This window comes from Arthrobacter sp. CMU6 (genome assembly GCF_059090205.1).
This window is the reverse complement of the sequence record NZ_JBNHFL010000013.1, coordinates 65725-83756: the sequence shown is the minus strand read 5'-3', so window position 1 is coordinate 83756 and position 18032 is coordinate 65725. Positions and strand designations below refer to the sequence as shown.

At 67.1% G+C, this 18032-nt stretch carries 17 protein-coding genes; 7 read left to right on the top strand and 10 right to left on the bottom strand.

Annotation, left to right across the window (positions count from 1 at the left end; all coding sequences use genetic code 11):
• The first annotated feature begins 23 nt into the window (after window positions 1-23).
• Together AC5RWD_RS11155 and AC5RWD_RS11150 are read left to right on the top strand one after the other, a co-directional pair.
• Window positions 24-800, top strand: coding sequence for an enoyl-CoA hydratase/isomerase family protein (locus AC5RWD_RS11155; RefSeq protein ID WP_494020062.1), 777 nt, complete (start codon window positions 24-26; stop codon window positions 798-800).
• On the top strand, window positions 797-1651 hold the full coding sequence (locus AC5RWD_RS11150) for a 3-hydroxyacyl-CoA dehydrogenase family protein (protein WP_494020061.1): 855 nt from the start codon (window positions 797-799) through the stop codon (window positions 1649-1651). The genes AC5RWD_RS11155 and AC5RWD_RS11150 overlap by 4 nt, the downstream gene beginning before the upstream one ends.
• A gap of 81 nt (window positions 1652-1732) precedes the next feature.
• Here the strand turns inward: AC5RWD_RS11150 and AC5RWD_RS11145 are convergent, their stop codons facing one another.
• From AC5RWD_RS11145 to AC5RWD_RS11135, 3 genes are read right to left on the bottom strand one after another with little or no spacing between them, the layout of a single operon-like run.
• Window positions 1733-1963 (bottom strand): DUF6480 family protein, encoded by a 231-nt coding sequence (locus AC5RWD_RS11145; protein ID WP_494020060.1) that lies wholly within the window; start codon window positions 1961-1963, stop codon window positions 1733-1735.
• 34 nt (window positions 1964-1997) lie between these two features.
• Complete coding sequence (locus tag AC5RWD_RS11140) at window positions 1998-2429, bottom strand: SRPBCC family protein (protein ID WP_494020059.1); 432 nt, start codon at window positions 2427-2429, stop codon at window positions 1998-2000.
• Between the two features lie 37 nt (window positions 2430-2466).
• Window positions 2467-3318 carry an SGNH/GDSL hydrolase family protein gene (locus tag AC5RWD_RS11135; RefSeq protein ID WP_494020058.1) on the bottom strand — a complete coding sequence of 284 codons (852 nt, stop codon included), beginning with the start codon at window positions 3316-3318 and terminating at the stop codon, window positions 2467-2469.
• A 166-nt stretch (window positions 3319-3484) separates the two neighbouring features.
• Between AC5RWD_RS11135 and AC5RWD_RS11130 the strand changes: the two genes are divergently transcribed.
• Together AC5RWD_RS11130 and AC5RWD_RS11125 are read left to right on the top strand one after the other, a co-directional pair.
• Window positions 3485-4192 (top strand): tyrosine-protein phosphatase, encoded by a 708-nt coding sequence (locus AC5RWD_RS11130; protein ID WP_494020057.1) that lies wholly within the window; start codon window positions 3485-3487, stop codon window positions 4190-4192.
• On the top strand, window positions 4189-6363 hold the full coding sequence (locus AC5RWD_RS11125; protein WP_494020056.1) for a S1 family peptidase: 2175 nt from the start codon (window positions 4189-4191) through the stop codon (window positions 6361-6363). Before AC5RWD_RS11130 ends, AC5RWD_RS11125 begins: the two co-directional genes overlap by 4 nt.
• A gap of 83 nt (window positions 6364-6446) precedes the next feature.
• On the opposite strand, the gene AC5RWD_RS11120 is transcribed toward AC5RWD_RS11125, so the two are convergent.
• The 4 genes from AC5RWD_RS11120 to AC5RWD_RS11105 form a co-directional block, all read right to left on the bottom strand.
• A complete protein-coding gene (locus AC5RWD_RS11120) occupies window positions 6447-6743 on the bottom strand; it encodes an antibiotic biosynthesis monooxygenase family protein (RefSeq protein WP_494020055.1) in 297 nt (98 codons plus the stop codon).
• A 136-nt stretch (window positions 6744-6879) separates the two neighbouring features.
• Window positions 6880-8208 (bottom strand): choice-of-anchor Q domain-containing protein, encoded by a 1329-nt coding sequence (locus tag AC5RWD_RS11115; RefSeq protein ID WP_494020054.1) that lies wholly within the window; start codon window positions 8206-8208, stop codon window positions 6880-6882.
• A gap of 121 nt (window positions 8209-8329) precedes the next feature.
• Window positions 8330-9079 carry an ABC transporter permease gene (locus AC5RWD_RS11110; protein WP_494020053.1) on the bottom strand — a complete coding sequence of 250 codons (750 nt, stop codon included), beginning with the start codon at window positions 9077-9079 and terminating at the stop codon, window positions 8330-8332.
• A 44-nt stretch (window positions 9080-9123) separates the two neighbouring features.
• A complete protein-coding gene (locus AC5RWD_RS11105; RefSeq protein ID WP_494020105.1) occupies window positions 9124-9477 on the bottom strand; it encodes a PaaI family thioesterase in 354 nt (117 codons plus the stop codon).
• Between the two features lie 331 nt (window positions 9478-9808).
• On the opposite strand from AC5RWD_RS11105, the gene paaZ reads away from it, so the two are divergent.
• On the top strand, window positions 9809-11920 hold the full coding sequence (gene paaZ, locus AC5RWD_RS11100) for a phenylacetic acid degradation bifunctional protein PaaZ (RefSeq protein WP_494020052.1): 2112 nt from the start codon (window positions 9809-9811) through the stop codon (window positions 11918-11920).
• Between the two features lie 210 nt (window positions 11921-12130).
• Window positions 12131-12538: a VOC family protein gene (locus AC5RWD_RS11095; RefSeq protein ID WP_494020051.1), complete on the top strand. Its 408-nt coding sequence runs from the start codon at window positions 12131-12133 to the stop codon at window positions 12536-12538.
• A gap of 86 nt (window positions 12539-12624) precedes the next feature.
• Here AC5RWD_RS11095 and AC5RWD_RS11090 read toward each other — a convergent pair whose 3' ends face one another.
• Window positions 12625-13458: a DUF427 domain-containing protein gene (locus AC5RWD_RS11090; protein WP_494020050.1), complete on the bottom strand. Its 834-nt coding sequence runs from the start codon at window positions 13456-13458 to the stop codon at window positions 12625-12627.
• 53 nt (window positions 13459-13511) lie between these two features.
• Window positions 13512-14129 (bottom strand): TetR/AcrR family transcriptional regulator, encoded by a 618-nt coding sequence (locus AC5RWD_RS11085; protein WP_494020049.1) that lies wholly within the window; start codon window positions 14127-14129, stop codon window positions 13512-13514.
• A gap of 307 nt (window positions 14130-14436) precedes the next feature.
• Between AC5RWD_RS11085 and AC5RWD_RS11080 the strand changes: the two genes are divergently transcribed.
• On the top strand, window positions 14437-16623 hold the full coding sequence (locus AC5RWD_RS11080; protein WP_494020048.1) for a multicopper oxidase family protein: 2187 nt from the start codon (window positions 14437-14439) through the stop codon (window positions 16621-16623).
• A 54-nt stretch (window positions 16624-16677) separates the two neighbouring features.
• Here AC5RWD_RS11080 and paaK read toward each other — a convergent pair whose 3' ends face one another.
• Window positions 16678-18030 (bottom strand): phenylacetate--CoA ligase PaaK, encoded by a 1353-nt coding sequence (gene paaK / locus AC5RWD_RS11075; RefSeq protein WP_494020047.1) that lies wholly within the window; start codon window positions 18028-18030, stop codon window positions 16678-16680.
• Window positions 18031-18032: the final 2 nt, after the last annotated feature.

Genomic DNA, 18032 nt, shown 5'->3' with positions numbered 1-18032 from the left:
GCCAGGACAACGCGAACGGACACTTGAGCACCCGGGATTTCAGCACCCTCCTGGTCGAAGAGCGCGAGGACCGGGTGGTGGTGCTCCTCAACCGCCCGGATGTCCGCAACGCCATCGACCAGCAGATGGTGGACGAGCTCCACGCGGTGTGCGCCGAGCTGGAGAAGAATCCCAAAATCCTGATCATCGCCGGTACCGAGGGCGTGTTTGCCTCGGGCGCGGATATCGCCCAGCTGCGGGAGCGGCGCCGCGATGACGCCCTCCAGGGCATCAACTCCACCATCTTTGTGCGCATCGCCAAGCTGCCCATGCCGGTGATCGCAGCGCTGGACGGATACTGTCTGGGCGGCGGCGCCGAACTGGCCTACGCCGCCGACTTCCGGATAGGTACCCCGGCCGTGCGGATCGGCAATCCGGAAACGGGACTGGGAATTCTGGCGGCTGCCGGTGCCAGCTGGCGGCTGAAGGAACTGGTGGGGGAGCCCTTGGCCAAGGAGATCCTGCTGGCCGGCCGGGTACTGAAGGCTGAGGAGGCCCTCAGCGTCAATCTCGTCACCGAGCTCCACGAAGCCGCCGATCTCATGGACGCTGCCCACCGGCTGGCTGACCGCATCGCCCGGCAGGACCCGCTGGCCGTCCGGATCACCAAATCCGTGTTCCACGCGCCGGCCGGGGCGCACCCGCTGATCGACCAGCTGGCGCAGGGGATCCTGTTCGAGTCGCAGGCCAAGTTCGACCGGATGCAGGCATTCCTCGATAAGAAAAACGACAAGAAGAAAACAGACGGGACGAAGTCATGACCGCCATTCCCCAGCACATCGGAGTCCTCGGCGGCGGCCGGATGGGCGCAGGAATCGCCCACGCCTTCCTCATCAAGGGCGCCACCGTGGTGGTGGTGGAGCGCGACGACGATGCTGCCGCAGGCGCGCGCACCCGGGTCACCGATGCCGTGGCCAAGTCCGCTTCCCGCGGCGCCCTGGACGGAGCCCCGGAGGAAGTTCTGGCGCGGTTCAGCACGTCCACCGATTACTCGGCCTTCGCCGGCTGCGGTCTCGTGGTGGAGGCGGTTCCGGAGGATTTCGAGCTCAAGGTCAGCGCCCTGAAGGCGGTGGAGGAACAGCTGGCGCCCGGCGCGTTCCTGGCCTCGAACACGTCGTCGCTCTCGGTCACCGATCTCGCCGCCCAGCTGCAGCGGCCGGCCAGCTTCGTGGGGCTGCACTTCTTCAACCCCGTGCCCGCCTCCACCCTGATCGAGGTGGTGGTGGCCAAGGAGACGTCACCCGAGCTGGCGGCCCAAGCCAAAGGCTGGACGGAAGCGCTGGGCAAGACCGCCGTCGTCGTCAATGATGCCCCGGGGTTCGCGTCCTCGCGGCTGGGCGTGGCGATTGCGCTGGAGGCGATGCGCATGGTGGAGGAGGGCGTGGCCTCCGCGGAGGACATCGACGCCGCCATGGTGCTGGGCTACAAGCACCCCACCGGGCCGCTGAAGACCACCGACATTGTGGGCCTGGACGTCCGCCTGGGCATCGCCGAATACCTGCACTCGACGCTGGGGGAGCGCTTCGCGCCGCCACAGATTCTCCGGGACAAGGTGGCACGCGGAGAACTGGGCCGCAAGACCGGCAAGGGCTTCTTCGACTGGACGGACTGAACCGCCGCCGTCACCCGCTGCCCGCCGCCGTACGAATGGGTGCAGCTGACCCGGGCGGGCGCGCCTGAAGGCCGGTGGGCCCTAGAGCAACCCGACAATGTAGCCGACGAAGAACAGCAGACACAGCAGCACCACAATGCCGAGAGCCACCAGCACAGCCACTTGGGTTCCACGCGGCGGTCCTCCCTCGTCGTGCCCCTGTGGCCCACCGGTGGAGGCTTCAGCGGGCGGTGTTTCGCCCGGCGGCACTCCGCCGCCTGGCTCCAGCCCGGTGATGTTGTCTTCAAGAGGGTCGGGGTTCTGGCTGCTCATGGGGTCCTCCTGTGCTGGATTGCGGCCGGCGCGCCTAGAGCGATTCGAGTTTCTGCCGGAGCCCGTTCAGGGCCGGGTCGCGGAGCTGCGTGAACTGCGGCTTGAGGAACGGCTGCAGCAGCTTGTAGGGCCAGTTGATGCTGAACTGGGCCGTGTACAGGACCTCGGAACCCGAGGGGAGCGACCGCACGTCGATCGAGTCAAAAGCCACGAGGTTCCGGTGTTCGCCCCGGAGCTTGATGTGGTTGTCGAACAGTTCGATGACCTCGTACTCGATGGGCTGGCGCTTGTCCCGGAACAGTGCCTCCGCGTGGTAGCGGTGGCCGACGGCGACAGGGCCCTCGGTCAGCTTGTCCATGACCGCCGTGCCCGGGTCCCACTCGCTGGTGTGTTCGAAGGCGGACAGGTAAGCGAACGCAGTCCGCGCCGGCAGGGATGAAGTGACAGTGCCCGAGACTGTGATCATGACACCAGCCTAGCCACGCAGGCCGCCGGGCACACGACTAGTCGAGCGCCGTCCTGATGGAGGCGGCGTACCCCTTGGCGTAGCCGTCAGCCGTCGGATGGAAAATGTCGGCGGTCTGGGTGCCGCAGGTGGCGGTGGCAGCGCAGAGCGGCGAAAGCCCCACGATCCACGGCTGCTGCGATCCGATTCCGTGGCCGGCAAACGCCCGCGATACGTCCACGTAGTGAACCTTCGAGCGGCCGCCGTCGGCTGCGCGGGCGGCGTTGGCGATGACTGCGTTCAGCTGCTGCGTCAGCCCGTTCACCGGGTCAGCCGCCGGGCCTGCGCCGGGCTCGAACAGCAGCGGGTACCCGGTCACGTAGATGTCAGCACGCGGTGCCTTCGCCTTAACGTCATTCAGCATGGCCAGAAGGTCCTGGAAGAACGGGCTCGCCTCGGGGGTTTTCAGGGCGGTCTGCAGGATCGCGGCCCGCTGCGCCAGGGCAGCAGCGCACGCCGAACCGGAGTCCTGCGCACAGACCACCAGCGCGCCGATGGAGTCGAGGTCGTTGCCTCCGGCAGTGACGGTCACCAGGTCCACCTTCTTGCTCAGCGAGGGGATCTGGTTGGTCCGGACGGTCCTTGTGGTGGCGCCGCTGCAGGTCACATTCCCGGTGAGGCTGATCTTGCGCGCTGCGTCCAGCAGCTCCGGGTAGCTGTGGCCGCTCCGCAGGCATGCGTCCGTGTACGGCCCGGCACCCTGGCCCGCGGCATAGGAATCGCCCAGCGCAACATAGGAATCGAACCGGTCGGCGGATGCCGGCGCGCCGGTCAGGCCGGCCAGGACCAACGCCGCGAGGACGGCGGTAAGGCGGGCGGCCCGGCGTCGCAAAGACTTTTTGGCTGTCATCAGAATCCCCATATTCGTTCAGGCCGACGTGCGGCGCCCATGTCCCAAGGGTACGCCCGCAGTCAACGCCCCGGCCGGGCGGTTCTGTCACCGCGCAGCACGCCATCTGCCGCAACGTGTACGCGAACCCGTGCGGCTGCCGGGGCAGGTGTGGTTAGCTGGCTCCGTGAACGCGAGGGGACAAATCAGCTGGGACGGGGCGGTGAACGCCTGGCTTGTGGCTGGCTCTGTCTACCGGATGGGGCGGCGGGAATGGCTCACGGAGGCAGGGTGGAAGGAAGCGTACCGCGACGGGATCCGCACGATCATTGACCTTCGTAATCCCGGCGAACGGCAGCGCCGCCCCAGCGATCCGGAGGTGGGTGAGGCGCTCGCCGCATTTGACGTCGTCCTGGCACCCACGGAGGATCCGGAAAATCCCGAGTTCAAAGCCCTGTGCGACCCCTACCTGAACGATCCCGCACACTATGCCGCCAACGCCCGGCTCTTTCCGGACCGGCTCGCCGCCGTGTTCAAGGCCGTGGCTGCCGCGCCAGCAGGTGTCGTGATCCACTGCTCGGCCGGCAGGGACCGCAGCGGCATGATCGCGGCCATGCTCCAAGACCTTGCAGGCGCCAGTGATTCCGAGATCGTGGCCAGCTATCAGGCCGCCATGCGCAGCATCAACGAACGCCACCGGACCATGTGGCCGCCGCATCCGCATGAACGCTACCTCGACGAGGAAACCCTGTCCCCGCTCCTGGAGACCCGCGGCGCCCGAGTTCTGGATTTTGTCCGGGGGCTCAAGACGCGGGAATACCTGCTGCGGAACGGCGTCACCGAGCCGGAGCTGGAAGCGGTACTGGCCGCCCTCGGCGCTAGGGTTGCCCTGTGACTTCTCCCGCATCCGGCCGGGCGCTCCGGCGCGCACTCGCCCTGGCGGCCGCGGTGGCGCTGGGCGCCCCGCTCTCGTCAGTGCCCGCTTACGCTGTCCTGGAAAGCACGACGACGGCGGAGTCCGGCGGCGCGGTTGACTCACCGGCGGTGCCGTCCCCGGCGGCAGATCCGGCGCCGGCGGCGGGACTTGCCGAAGCCGTTCCGCGCGATCTGGGCATGACACTGGAGGAATTCAATGCGGCAGGGGAGCAGGGAAAGCGGGCGGCCGCCGCCCTGGACACACTCCGCCAGGTCCCCGGCTTTGAAACGGTCAGGCTGGACGGCGGCAAGATCGCGGTCACCGGTACCGGTTCCGCCCTCGCCAAGGCGGTAGATGCGCTCAACGCCGCCGACGCCGGGGCCCGGGAGGAATTTGTGCTCGCGGAGCCTTCTGGGACTGTTGCCCCGGAAGGCTCCGCTCCGGCTATTGCCCCGGAATCAAGTGCCGAGAGTCCGGCGGCCGCGTCAAGCGAGAAAGACCGTCGTGCGGCGAGCGTTGAGGCGCTCTATCAGGCATACCTCCGCGAGGTGGGACCTGCCGGGCTCCAGGCCGTGGCCGAGGCGGACGGCAGGTTCATCATCCGCACCGGCGGGGTAAACGAGGCCCAAACGGAGCCTCAGCCGGCAGCAAACGAGGACGGTGGCCAAGGGGACGGTGCCGGGACGGCGGCCAACCAGGCTGCGGCGTCGGCGGATGCGGCAAGCGGCGGGCGACTGTCGCCGTCGGAATTCGTAGGGCAGTACGCCAACGTGGTTCTCGAGACCGGCGAACCACTGGCACCGGAGGAGGACTTCTTCGGCGGCCAGGGGTACCGGATCGACGGTGGGGTGGTCTGTTCCGCCGGCTTCAGCGCATTCAGCCCCGACGGGAAGCCTTTGGTCCTCACTGCCGGCCACTGTGCCGATGACGGCGCCGCCCGGCTCGCCGAGGTGACCCTGCCGGCCGGGGATCCAGCCGGAGGATTCGCGGCTGAAAACGCGGTCACCGGGGAACTCGGGACATTCGGCTTCAGCCAGTTCGGCGGGCCCGGGAACTCGAGGGTCACTGACCCGGAGAATCCCGGCACGCCGGGGAACGACATCGCGGTCATCGGCTCCATCCGCCCGGACATTGACCCGCTCCCGGCAACCACCACGTGGGAGAACGCCACCAGCCTCGGGACCGGCTCAGTGAAGATCGTGGGGATGACGTCGCCTTTTGTGGGGCAGGCCGTCTGCCGTTCCGGGCGGACCGCCGGATGGTCATGCGGCACCGTGGACGAGGTGGGGATCTACATCGTGGGCGGCAGCTCGGGGGACCCTGCCGACCTGCGATCCTTTAGCGGGTTCCTCTCCACGTCCGTGCAGTCCAGCGGCGGCGATTCCGGCGGACCCTGGATCAGCGGGAACTACGCCGTGGGCACCCACTCCGCGGGGAACTCCGCCGGCTCCGCAGAGAACTTTGCCGTTGCCGCGACCCTTGCGGATTCCATGTCAGTCCTCCAGGGCGTGCAGCTGCGGCTGTTCCTGAACAGGCCGGTCCTGGCCGGGTCCCTTCCGGCAGGTCCGATCGTTCCAGGTCAGCAGATCACCGGCCGGCTGGCCTCGGCCCCGGCCACCGACGTTCCGGCGGGAACCCAGGTCCGGGTCACCTTCCCGGGCAGTGAACCGTTCGACGTGGACGTGGACGCCACGGGCAACTGGGCCGTCAGCTCGCCCGGCTCCGCCACGGAGTTCACGGCCCAGGCGATCAACGGTTTCAGCCGCTCGGGGTTGAGCACCTTCAGCACCGTGCCGGAGTCCGGTCCGCCTGCGCCGGGCGGCGCCGACGCCGGTACGCCAGGCCCTGACGGGTCCCCGGCAGCGTCCCCGCCGGCCGCGGCGCAGGGCGAGGAGCCTGCAGCGCTGACGCCCGCGCCTGAACCGTCGGTGGTGGCCGTGCTTCCTGCCGGCGGCCCCGCCGCGGCTGCAGCAGGACCTGACGGGGCGGGAGTTCCGGACGGCGCTGCTGTTCCGGGCAGGGATGGGGCGCCGCTGGTGCTCGCCGACACGGGGGTCTCGGGCCTGGCCGTCGCTGGTGCGGGGGCGGGAGTGGCCCTGCTGCTCGGTATCCTGTTGCTGATAGTGGTGCGGCGCCGCAGCAGGCGCTAGCCGCACGTTGCGATGGCGGCGCGACAACAGATGGCGCCGCGGCGGTGCGGTGCACTGGTTCCGTGGAACGGGGCCGGGTCGGCTCAGCCGATGGTGGCGGCTTCGTCCAGGGTGTGCGGCTCGAAGTGCTCGATGATGTCGCGGACCGACGCGAGGCCCTCGGTAAACGCCGCCGAGGCGCGCCACTGTTCGACCTGCTCGAGTGACGCCCAGGGCCCGGTACTGATGAAGCGGTTGGGGACATCGCGGTCACGCATTAGCAGGCCCCGCCCTCCCGGATAATCCTTGTGGGTTCGGTCGGCCATGTCCTTCCAGGCCTTCACGAATTCGTCCTCGTGGCCAGGCTTCACAAGCCAGATTCCCAACGTGTAAACGGACACATCCACCACCTCCATTGGTGTGCAGAGCGGATACCTGATTATCGTCCCGCGGCGTGGCGCGCGGAAGACGCCGACCGAACTGCCGGCGTCGGCCGGCGCTGACCACCCAGCCCGGCCAAGGCTGACTTACCCCGCGCTAACAGTTGGCTGGCTTGTATTCGTAAGCGCCGGCGTCGGCCTGTCCGGACCCTGAGCATTGACCGTTTTGCGGCACGGAAGCCTGATCCAGGTCCACCCCGGACGGGCTGCTGCCCGCACGGTCTATCGCCGGGCTGCCGCCGGTGAGGTGGAGATCATCCGGGGGATTGACGAACCCTGCCGGAGCCGTCGTCGAACTGTTGTCCAGCGGGACGTTGCTGGGGCCGTTGATGACGTTGGACTGTTCCGTCCAGCCGGATCCGTCCATCCACAGGGCCTCGCGCTCGGCCACGAGGATGTTGGCGCGGATGACCGTCGAGGAAGGGCAGGATGCGTGGCAAACCACGCCGCGCGAATGGCTGCCGTTGAGCCATACCGTGTTGAATTCGAAGGTGGTGCTGTTCGTGGGGCCGAACCGCGTGCCCGGGCCGCGGATGGTCAGGCCGGCGGACTCGGCGCAGTCTGCGCCGCACGAGGACCGGACCAGGTTGTAGCGGAAAACGTTTCCGTCGGCTGCCCCGTCGGAGCGCCCGATCTCGGAAAACACGTTGTTGTTGATGGCCCTGTTGTGGTGGATGTTGTTGCGGCTGCCGTTGTAGATCTCGAAGGCGCTGCCGTCCCGGCTGAAATCATAGGAGGAAGCAGGGGAACCGGTGACGGTGTTGCCGGAGAACTCGTTGTCGTTGCCGTTGATCAGCACGCCGAAAGCGCCAGAATCGTCGGTGCAGTTGGCCGCCTCCGGGGTGCCGCACTGATCGCCCGGCGTGTTGACGTTCATGATGTTGTTGTCCGTGAGGACATTGTTGGAGTATTTTCCGAAGTCGGAGCCCGTGCCCACTTTGATGCCGGCGGTGTTGTCGGAGGCCTCCGAGTTCTTCACCACCACGTGGTCGCCGTAGACGTTGAAGCCCGCATACCCGCAGTCGGCGGCCCGCAGCCCGTCCACCTCGATGTAGCTGCCGTTCAGCCGGAAGCAGTTTCCGCCCTCCCCGCTGGTTATCGTTGGCAGGTTTCCGTTGCCGTAGCCATCCAGTCTGATGGCCGACGCCGGTGTTCCGCTTTCGTCCAAAACGATGTTGCCGGTCCACTCGTCGCCCTTGCGGAAACTGATGGTGTCGCCGGGGTTGAAGGCGGTGTCGTTGACCTTCACCAGTGACTGCCAGGGCGAATCCGGGGTGGTCCCGGAGTTGGTGTCACTGCCCGCTGCACTGACGTAGTAGTGGGTGGACGGCGTCGACGGGGCCGTCGTGGAGACACAGCCCACCAGCAGGACCACCAGGAGGACGGCCGCCAGCGCGGCGGCTGCCCTTGTGGAACGTGTGCTCATGATTGCACCTGCCGGGAGGCGGACAACGAGGGCCCAGCAGCGCCGCTGCCTCTGGTCCGGAGCGGCCAGAGTATAAAGCGCCCGGTGCAAAGTCAACGGCACGGTGCGGTAACGGAGCCGCCTAAGCTAGCGGTGCGGGCCTGACTCGGACCGGGGACAGCAGACTGATGAGCAGGATGGCGGTGACGGACCCGGCGGCCATGATCGAGGCCAGCACCACGATCTGGAACCGGCCTGCCTCCAGCGGTGAAAGCCCGCCGAAAATCGCCCCGACAAAGGCCCCCGGAAGGGTGACCAGACCCGTCGTCTTGGTCTGGTCCACCGTCGGAATTAGCGCGGAGTACACGGCGGCGCGGGCCATCTCGCGGGTGGCCTGCCGGGGAGTGGCGCCCAGGGCGAGCCAGCCCTCTACCTGGTCCCAGCGGTCGATCACTGCCTCGTTGAACCTGCGGCCCGCGAGGCCTGCTATCGCCATGGAATTGCCGACGACGATCCCGCCGATCGCCAGTGCGTAACGGGAGGTGAACTCGATGGCACCAGTGCCGAAAACGATGACCAGCGATGCGAGGATGCCGGCGGCCATCGAGCCGGCCACAACGGCAAGGTGCTGCCAGGACCAGGCGAGGCGGCGGGCGGCGGTAACGGCGGCGACAGTGAACATGACGAACAGCGCCACGGCCACCCACTCGGCACTCGCGATAACGGCGCCGAGGACCAGGCTGACGGCAGCGAGCTGCACCGCGCCGCGGAGGATGGCAGCTGCCGGCGCGAAGGCGTGCGGTACCCGGAAACCTTTGAGGACTGCAGCCGTCAGCGCCATCAGGAGGCCCACCGCAATCAGGGTGGGGGCCAGGCTGCCAGGCTCGATCACGAGATCAGCCTATCCGGGGCCGGGCGGGCGGAAGCTCCGGGGCGTCAGGCCCGCGGGGCAAGCAGCAGATTGGTGATCCGGAGGGTGCACAGCCGCTGCCCGGCGTCATTGGTGATCAGCACTTCATGCGTGGTGAGGGTGCCGCCGAGGTGGATGGGGGTGGCCGTGATGGTGATGAGGCCGCTCCGGGCGGACCGGTGGTGCGTGGCGGAGACGTCAACTCCGACGGCGGTCTTGCCCAGCGTGCTGGCATGGATCACCGCTGCCCATGAGCCCACGGCCTCGCCCACGGCCAGGGAGGCGCCGCCGTGCAGGAGGCCAAACGACTGGCGGTTTCCCTCCACCGGCATGGTCGCCACGACGCGCTCGACGGACTCCTCGACGATCTTTACGCCCATCTTCTCGTCGAGCTCGCCGAGCGTGATCTTCCACAGTTCCCCGGGCGTCGGTCCTTCGGGAATCGGCTTCCCGGTTGTCTCGGATGCGGCCGGCACCGCTGCCTGGGTTTCCCCGGGCGCGTGGGTGGCCGTCAGTTCTGCGTCGCGGGCTTCGGGCGTCACGTGCTCTCCTCGGTTGTGTTCATTCGGCGGGTGTCCACCGCGGCCGGCGGAACATCGCCACTAGTGTGCAGCGAGGCACATTCATGTACTGTAGACATATTACCGAACGGACGGTCAGTAATGTTCTGGCCGGATCAGATTTGTCCCCCGTTGGAAGGACCCGTCAACGATGACCACCACCGCCACTGCCCCCGAAGCCAGCCTGGACACCGTGGAAACCGTCCCCAGTTTCGTGCAGGATTCCTGGTGGACTCCCGACGCCGGCGCGGCGGCTTCCGCCGTCCCCGTCCGGGACGCCAGCACGGGGGAGATCCTGGCCAAGGTGAGCACCGACGGCCTGGACTTGGCCGCCGTCGTGGATTACGGCCGCACCACGGGCCAAACGGAACTCGGCAAGCTGACATTCCACCAGCGTGCCCTCAAGCTCAAGGAGCTGGCGCAGTACCTGAACGCCCGCCGCGAGCACTTCTACGCGTTCTCCGCGCAAACCGGTGCCACCAAGATCGACTCGATGATCGACATCGACGGCGGCATCGGCGTGCTCTTCACGTTCGGCTCCAAGGGCCGGCGCGAGCTCCCCAACTCGCAGGTTGTGGTGGACGGGCCCATGGAGGTGCTGTCCAAGGACGGCTCCTTTGCCGGCGAGCACATCTACACCCGCATCCCCGGCGTGGCCGTGCAGATCAACGCCTTCAACTTCCCGGTCTGGGGCATGCTGGAGAAGCTCGCTCCCGCTTTCATCGCCGGCGTTCCCACCATCGTCAAGCCCGCCACCCCCACTGGCTACGTTGCCGCGGCCGTGGTCAAGGCGATCATCGAATCCAACATCCTGCCCAAGGGCTCGCTGCAGCTGATTTCGGGCTCTGTCCGCGGACTGCTTGACGTGCTGGACTACCGCGACCTCGTGGCCTTCACCGGCTCCGCGTCCACCGCGCAGTCGCTGAAGTCGCACCCCAATGTGGTGCTGGGCGGCGTGCGGTTCACATCCGAGACAGACTCGCTCAACGCCGCGATCCTGGGACCGGACGCCGTCGAGGGCACGCCGGAGTTTGACGCGTTCATCAAGTCCGTGGTCACCGAAATGACGGTCAAGGCCGGGCAGAAGTGCACCGCGATCCGCCGTGCCATCGTGCCCCATGACCTGGTGCCTGCCGTCGTTTCCGCGATCGGGGCCCGGGTGGAGCAGCGCGTGGTGCTGGGTGATCCCCGCGCGGAGGGAGTCACCATGGGCGCGCTCGCCTCCGTGGAGCAGCTCGCGGATGTCCGGGCTGCCGTGCAGTCAATGCTCGACGCCGGCGGCGAGCTTGCGTACGGAACCCTCGATTCGCCGTCGGTCACCAGCGCGGACGGCGCTACGGGCGTCGTCGAAGGCGGTGCCTTCATGTCTCCAGTGGTGCTCAGCTGGGCCGACGCTGAGGCCGAGCCGGTCCACTCGCTGGAGGCCTTCGGGCCGGTGTCGTCGGTGATCGGGTACACCGACATTCACGACGCCGTCCGGCTCGCCGCCCGCGGCGGCGGCTCGCTGGTGGCCTCGGTCTGCACCAACGATCCGTCCGTGGCGCAGGAACTGGTCACGGGCATCGCAGCCCACCACGGCCGCATACTCATGCTGAACCGCGAGGACGCCCGGAGTTCCACCGGTCACGGTTCGCCTGTCCCGCACCTGGTCCACGGCGGACCGGGACGTGCCGGCGGCGGCGAAGAGCTGGGCGGCATCCGCTCGGTGATGCACCACATGCAGCGCACCGCCATCCAGGGCTCGCCCAACATGCTGACCGCCGTGACCGGGATCTGGCACACCGGCGCCGACCGCAACTTCACCGTGGAAACCGAGGGTATTCACCCGTTCCGCAAGTCCCTGGAGACGCTGCGCATTGGCGACGCCGTCCGCTCGGACCTGCGCCAGGTCACCCTCGAGGACATCACCGCCTTCGCGAACTCCACCGGCGATACGTTCTACGCCCACACCAACCAGGAGGCCGCCGAGGCCAACCCGTTCTTCCCGGGCATCGTGGCGCACGGCTACCTGCTGCTTGCGTGGGGCGCCGGGCTGTTCGTGGAGCCCGCGCCGGGCCCGGTCCTGGCCAACTACGGACTCGAGAACCTGCGCTTCATCACCCCCGTGGCTGCGGGCGACTCCATCCGGGTGACCCTGACCGCCAAGAAGATCACCCCGCGCGAGACCGACGAGTACGGCGAAGTGGCCTGGGACGCCGTCCTCACCAACCAGAACGACGAAATCGTGGCCACCTACGACGTCCTCACCCTCGTGGAGAAGTAACCCTGCCCTGGACGTCATATGGTACGCGTCCTCAGGTCTTGCCGGGTTTCTCCTGACGCGTCCTCAGGTCTTGCGGGGTTTCTCCTGACGCGTCCTCAGGTCTTGCGGGGTTTTTCCTGACGCGTCCTCGCTTCGGCCTGTCAGGGTGCAATTTCCCCTGATCTTTCGCGGTTTCCCGGGCGTAAAATGACCCCCGTAGGAGGTGGCGAAATGACCCTAGCACTAAGAACAGCCACAACCATCCTGCCTGTCGATGATCCGGACCGCGCCCGCGGATTCTACGCGGATACGTTGGGCCTCCCACACCGCGGCAAGGCTGATGATGGAAGCGATTTATTCGGCAACGCTGACGGCCCCATGCTGCAGCTGATGCCTGTCAAGGACGGAAAGCATTCCGATCACACCACGTTGAGTTTCGAGGTCACGGACATTGAACGGACCGTCCAGGAGATGGAGTCCAAGGGCGTTCGGTTCCAGGACTATGACCTCCCCGATTTGAAGACCGAACACCACATCTGTTCCACCGACGCCGAGAAGTGCGCCTGGTTCATGGATACCGAAAACAACATCCTCTGCATCCACGAGAGGCTCGGAACACAGGCTGAGTATCAGCTCTGATCCGTCCCGTCATCGCAGGTTTCCAAACCCTTCCTCACCCAGGTGAGGGAGGGTTTGGTTTTGGGTGGCGGGAGGTGAGGGAGGGTCTAGGACCAGGGGGTTACCGGGTGCTCCTGCGGCTCGCCGTCCACATACACATCGGCCCGCTCGTTGAAGAAGCAGACCAGGCCGTGGATCTGCTGCGCGTCGATGAACCGCGAATCGTAGGCCCAGGCGATGTTCTTGCCCCGGGCCGACTCCGGATAGCTCCAGTATCTGGCCTCGCCCTTATAGGGACAGACGGTCCGGTGCGGGCTGGCCTCCAGCAGGTCCAGCCGGACATCCCCAGGCGGTATGTAGTACCGCACCGGAAGCAAAGTCTCGTACAGCAGGTGGGCTCCGACGGTATCAGCCAGCAGCACGCCGTCGAGCTTCACTTCGATGTGCCGCAGCGTGGCGCGGATGTCCACGCGGTGGAACGGGTCCCGCGGGTGGCCGATGATCTCCTCGTGGTCCTCGAGCCAATGGAACGCGCCGAAATCCAGCACGACGTACCCCGCTAGATCCGGGTCCGAGGGGCGGAAGGCTGCCCGCGGCACGGTGAACGCGGATGCCACGACGTCGAGTTCGTCGCCCGCCGCCGTGTGCCGCCGGAACCCGGTGCGCGGGTCCAGCGCCGGCGGGGCGTCTGCCATCAGCCGGACGGGATACTCGTCCGGGCCGCCGTCCCCCTCCGCCGCCGGCGGCTCAAGGCGTGCCAGCATGTCCTTCTCGGGAACGGCGTACACCGGGGTGACACGTTTCGGTTCCCAGACCAGGAGCGCCTCCTGGGTGTCGACGACGGGACTCCCGTCGATGCCCGCCCGGATCCTTTTGGAGGTGGGCTGGTACCGGAGATCAGGAAATACGCCGAACAGGAGTTCCGACATGTTCGTGGCCATGCATTCAGGGTGGGCATCGGGGCGCGCGGCGTCAACGCCTAATTCTTAGCCTGTCAGGGTTTCGCGTGCAGGCCGTCGAACGCCATGGTGATGACGTCGTCGGCCAGCTTTTCCGGTGAGAGCGAACCGCCCGGTTTGTACCACTCGACGATTGAGTTGATGGTTCCGAAGAGGAGCCGGGTGACGGTGCGGGGATCGATGTCCTGGCGCAAGGATCCCTCGTCTCGGGCGGCGGAGATCAGCCCCGCCACCTTATGGTCGAAGGCGCGGCGGCGTTCCATGGCGTTGCGTTCGATGTCCGTGTTGCCGCGCAGGCGCAGCAGCAGCGTGACGAACGGCAGCCGTTCCACCAGCACGGCGATGGTCTGGCGCAGCACGAACTCCAGCCTCGAATCGGCGGCGCCCGAGGTGGCCCCCGGCTGGTCCAGGATGGCTTCCAGCCCGCCGAGCGCGTGGTCAAGTGCGAGCTTCAGCAGGTCACCCTTGGACGGCACATGATGGTAGATCGCGGACTTGGAGATGCCCAGATTTTCGGCGAGGATGCCCATGGAGGTGGCATCGTAGCCGTGGCGGTTGAAGACGTCGACGGCGATCAGCAGCACGGACTGCTGGTCGTAGCCGGGCCGGCCGCGTTTGGTGTTGGCTGCTGTACTGGCTGCTGTGCTGGGCATACCGGTTATTTTCTCATGAACGTTCGGTAATCCCGGCACGCACCAAAAACAAAATGCCACAGGCAGGCCAGTCCGTGTCCGGCATCCGCGGCGGCCGGCAGACCGCCTATTCGGAGGGTCTGCACGGCAGGCCATCAGCTTTTCCCCAAGGTCCGGGCCCCACAGTTTCGCCAAGGGAATCCGTGCGGCATCGCTGACCCTCGGGACAAGGAGGTCCCCGCGGTCGGCATTCGGTCTCAGAACCACATATTGGGATGACGACCGGGGCAATGGATTGGCATGTGCCCCACGCCAGGAGGCACCGACCATGTCTGAATCTGCAACCACGGACGGGCTGAAACGCCGCACGCTGCTACGCCTGGGCGCAGCCGGAGGAGCCGGGGCGGCGCTCGCGGCCGCACAAACCTGGGCCAGCCCGCTGCTCGCCCAAAGGGGGCTGCTCTCAGCCGACGGCGCGTTCGCCGCCACGTCGACAGCGCTCAGCGACACCTTGTTCTACATCGAAAAGTACCCCACAAGCCCGCTGATCCTGACGCCGTTCCGGGACCCGCTGCCGATCCCCAAGGCACTGGCCCCGGTGCCGAAATCAGTGGTGGATACGTGGAGCAACCCGCCCGGACCCGGACCGGGCCAGCAGAACTCGCTGCGCAACGAACAGCACCAGCTCTGGCCCAGTCGGATCGGCTACCCGGACCCGATCGTCTACAAGATCAACGTGCTGGTCCGGACCCACGCGTTCACGACATCACAGGTGCTGCCCATTGACGACGACGGCGAACCCACGGAATCCTTTGACGCGAACCGCAGGAAGTATCCCGCGGGCGCCAAGCGGTCGCTGCCGCTGAGCACCATCTATGGGTTCAACGGCACCTTCCCCGGGCCCATGATCAATGCCGAGTACGGCAGGCCCGTCCTGGTTCGGTTCGAAAACCATCTGGATGAGAATCCGCTGAACCTGGACCGGCAGGACTTCGGTTCGCCGGACTGGTCCTTCCTGACCCATCTGCACAACGGCCATACCGCGCCGGAGAGCGACGGAAACCCGCACTACTCAATGGTGGCCGGGCCGAAGCGCCCGGGCTTCCTGCCGAAGATGTTCGTCGACAACCTGTACCTGAACTGGCCGGCCGGCGGCGACGACAGGGAAAAGCAGAGCTTCTTCTGGTTCCACGACCACACGATGGACCACACCGGTTCCAACGTGTACAAGGGCATGGTGGGCCTCTACCCCATCTACGACCCGAAGAACGGCATGGACATGGGCGACGAGCGGCAGGGGCTGCGGCTGCCCGGCGTCCGCACCAACAACCCGGACGGTTCCTTCGACGTCAAGTACGACATTCCGCTGGCCTTCTCCGACGTCCGCCTCGATGACGGGACCACCATCCACAAGGACATCCACGATGTGCAGGGCGAGTTCCCGGCCGCGAAGAACCCGGCCGAGCACCCGGAGTGGTGGGGCAAGACGTTCTACAAGCACTTCCCCAACCATGGCTTCGTCGGCGATATCTGCACGGTCAACGGCACGGCCTTCCCTGTGCTGGAGGTGAAGCGGCGCAAGTACCGCTTCCGGTTCCTGGATGCCTCAGTGGCCCGCATCTACGAGTTCAGGCTGATGAGTTCGACGCTGGGCCCGAAGTCGTCGGCGTCGCTGGGCTACGTGGATGACGAGCTCCAGGGCCAGTACCGCATCCCGGACGGGCAGCAGTGCATGCAGTTCACCCAGATCGCGTCCGACGGCGGGCTGTTGCCGGTGCCGCTCAAGCGGGACTCGTTCGAACTGTGGCCGGCCAAGCGCCGCGAAGTCATCATCGATTTCACCCGGTACCAGGACGGTACCCCGACCACGAAGGGCGACGTCGTTTACCTCACCAACGTGATGAAGATGCCCGACGGCCGGATGTGGTCCAATTCGTCCCGCTTCTTCCCCGATCCCAAGTACAAGGTTCCGGTGCTCAAGTTCGTGATCGGCGATACCGCGCCGGACGACAGCCGGATCCCCACGGCACTCCGGCCGCTTCCGCCGCTGCCGAGCAACTGGCAGAGCATGATGGACAACCGCATGATCTTCGAGGTGAAGCGCGGCACCCTGGGCGGGGAGACCGAGTGGCTCATCAACGGCAAGCCCTTCGACCCGGCGGCGGTGGCCGCGAGCCTGAGGAATCCCGCCGGACGCACACCCCTGGCCCAGCAGCGGAAGGGAAGCTTCAACCTGTGGGAGGTCCGCAACGGCGGCGGGGGCTGGGTGCACCCGTTCCACCTGCACATGGAGGAACACCGCACGGTCATGCGCAATGGCAAGGACGTGACCCGTGGAGGGGATCCCGGGCACCCCGACGACGTCTCGAAGGAAGACCTGGCGGCGCTCGACCCCGGCGAGTCGGTGATTCTCTACCGCGGGTTCCGGGACTTCGTAGGCCCCTACGTGGCGCACTGCCACAACCTGGCCCACGAGGACCACGCCATGATGTTCGGCTGGTCGATCACGCCCTGACAGGCCGGTGAACCCTGACCGCCCGGGCCCCGCAGGGCCCGGGCGGCCCATGGCCTACCCTTTCGGCCGCAGGTCGTAGATCCGGCGCAGCTTCCCGCTGGAACGCTCGAGCGACCCGGGCTCCACCACGTCCACTGTGCACGAAGAACCCACATGGATCTTGATCTGCTCGCGCAAGGCGCGGGCCGCCGTCGTAACGGCCTCTGCCGGGACGGATTCGCGGCGCTCGATCTTCACCGTCAACTGGTCCATGCGCTGGCCCTCGGGCCGGGTGAGCACCAGCTGGAAGTGCGGGCTGAGCTCGGGGATGCGCAGCGCGATTTCCTCGATCTGGGACGGGAAGAGGTTCACGCCGCGGAGGATGATCATGTCGTCGCTGCGGCCGGTGATGCGGCCCATCCGGCGGTGTGCCGGGCGGGCGGTGCCGGGGAGCAGGCGGGTGAGGTCCTTGGTGCGGTACCGGATGATGGGCAGGGCTTCCTTGGTGAGTGAGGTGAACACCAGTTCGCCGTGTTCCCCGTCGCCGAGGACGTTTTCCGTGCCCGGGGCCGGGTTGAAGGGGTCGATGATCTCCGGGCGGAAGTGGTCCTCCCAGATGTGGCTGCCGTCCTGGGTCTCCACGCATTCGCCGGCGACGCCCGGACCCATGACCTCGGAGAGCCCGTAGATGTCGCAGGCTTTGATGTTCATGGTGACCTCGAGCTCGTGGCGCATCTCCTGCGTCCACGGCTCGGCGCCGAGCACTGCGTACTTCAGCGAGGTGGAGGTAGGGTCGATGCCCATGTGGGCCATGGCATCGGCGATGGTCAGCAGATACGTGGGCGTGGCCAGGATGGCGTCCGGCTCGAAGTCCTGGATGAGCTGGATCTGGCGCTCGGTCTGCCCGCCGGACATCGGAATCACGGTGCAGCCGAGGGCCTCGGCGCCGGCGTGGGCGCCCAGCCCGCCGGTGAAGAGGCCGTACCCGTAGGCGTTGTGGACCTTCATCCCGGGGCGGATGCCGGATGCCCGGAAGCAGCGGGCCACCAGTTTGGCCCAGTCGGCCAGGTCCTGCTTGGTGTAGCCGACGACGGTGGGCCGGCCGGTGGTGCCGGAGCTGGCGTGTACGCGGGCCACCTGGCTCTGCGGGACGGCGAACATGCCGAACGGGTACTCCTGGCGAAGGTCTTCCTTGGTGGTGAAAGGGAAGTTGCCGAGGTCGGCGAGTTCGCGCAGGTCCGAGGGGTGAATGCCGGCGTCGTCGAACTTGCGCTTGTAGAGCGGAACCCGGTCGTAGGCATAAGCAACAGTGTGCTGGAGCCGGCTGAGCTGGAGCGCCTCCAGCTCGTCCCGGGACATGGTCTCCTCGGGGTCGAGCTCGGCGCCGGCAGCCGCGGCGACGGTGGGTTCAGGGGCGTGGAGGGTCATGG

Coding starts and splice junctions, on each gene's coding strand:
- AC5RWD_RS11150 (WP_494020061.1), top strand. CDS start 797: ATGACCGCCATTCCCCAGCACATCGGAGTCCTCGGCGGCGGCCGGATG.
- AC5RWD_RS11145 (WP_494020060.1), bottom strand. CDS start 1,963: ATGAGCAGCCAGAACCCCGACCCTCTTGAAGACAACATCACCGGGCTG.
- AC5RWD_RS11140 (WP_494020059.1), bottom strand. CDS start 2,429: ATGATCACAGTCTCGGGCACTGTCACTTCATCCCTGCCGGCGCGGACT.
- AC5RWD_RS11135 (WP_494020058.1), bottom strand. CDS start 3,318: ATGACAGCCAAAAAGTCTTTGCGACGCCGGGCCGCCCGCCTTACCGCC.
- AC5RWD_RS11115 (WP_494020054.1), bottom strand. CDS start 8,208: ATGAGCACACGTTCCACAAGGGCAGCCGCCGCGCTGGCGGCCGTCCTC.
- AC5RWD_RS11105 (WP_494020105.1), bottom strand. CDS start 9,477: ATGGGCGTAAAGATCGTCGAGGAGTCCGTCGAGCGCGTCGTGGCGACC.
- paaZ (WP_494020052.1), top strand. CDS start 9,809: ATGACCACCACCGCCACTGCCCCCGAAGCCAGCCTGGACACCGTGGAA.
- AC5RWD_RS11095 (WP_494020051.1), top strand. CDS start 12,131: ATGACCCTAGCACTAAGAACAGCCACAACCATCCTGCCTGTCGATGAT.
- AC5RWD_RS11090 (WP_494020050.1), bottom strand. CDS start 13,458: ATGGCCACGAACATGTCGGAACTCCTGTTCGGCGTATTTCCTGATCTC.
- AC5RWD_RS11085 (WP_494020049.1), bottom strand. CDS start 14,129: ATGCCCAGCACAGCAGCCAGTACAGCAGCCAACACCAAACGCGGCCGG.
- AC5RWD_RS11080 (WP_494020048.1), top strand. CDS start 14,437: ATGTCTGAATCTGCAACCACGGACGGGCTGAAACGCCGCACGCTGCTA.
- paaK (WP_494020047.1), bottom strand. CDS start 18,030: ATGACCCTCCACGCCCCTGAACCCACCGTCGCCGCGGCTGCCGGCGCC.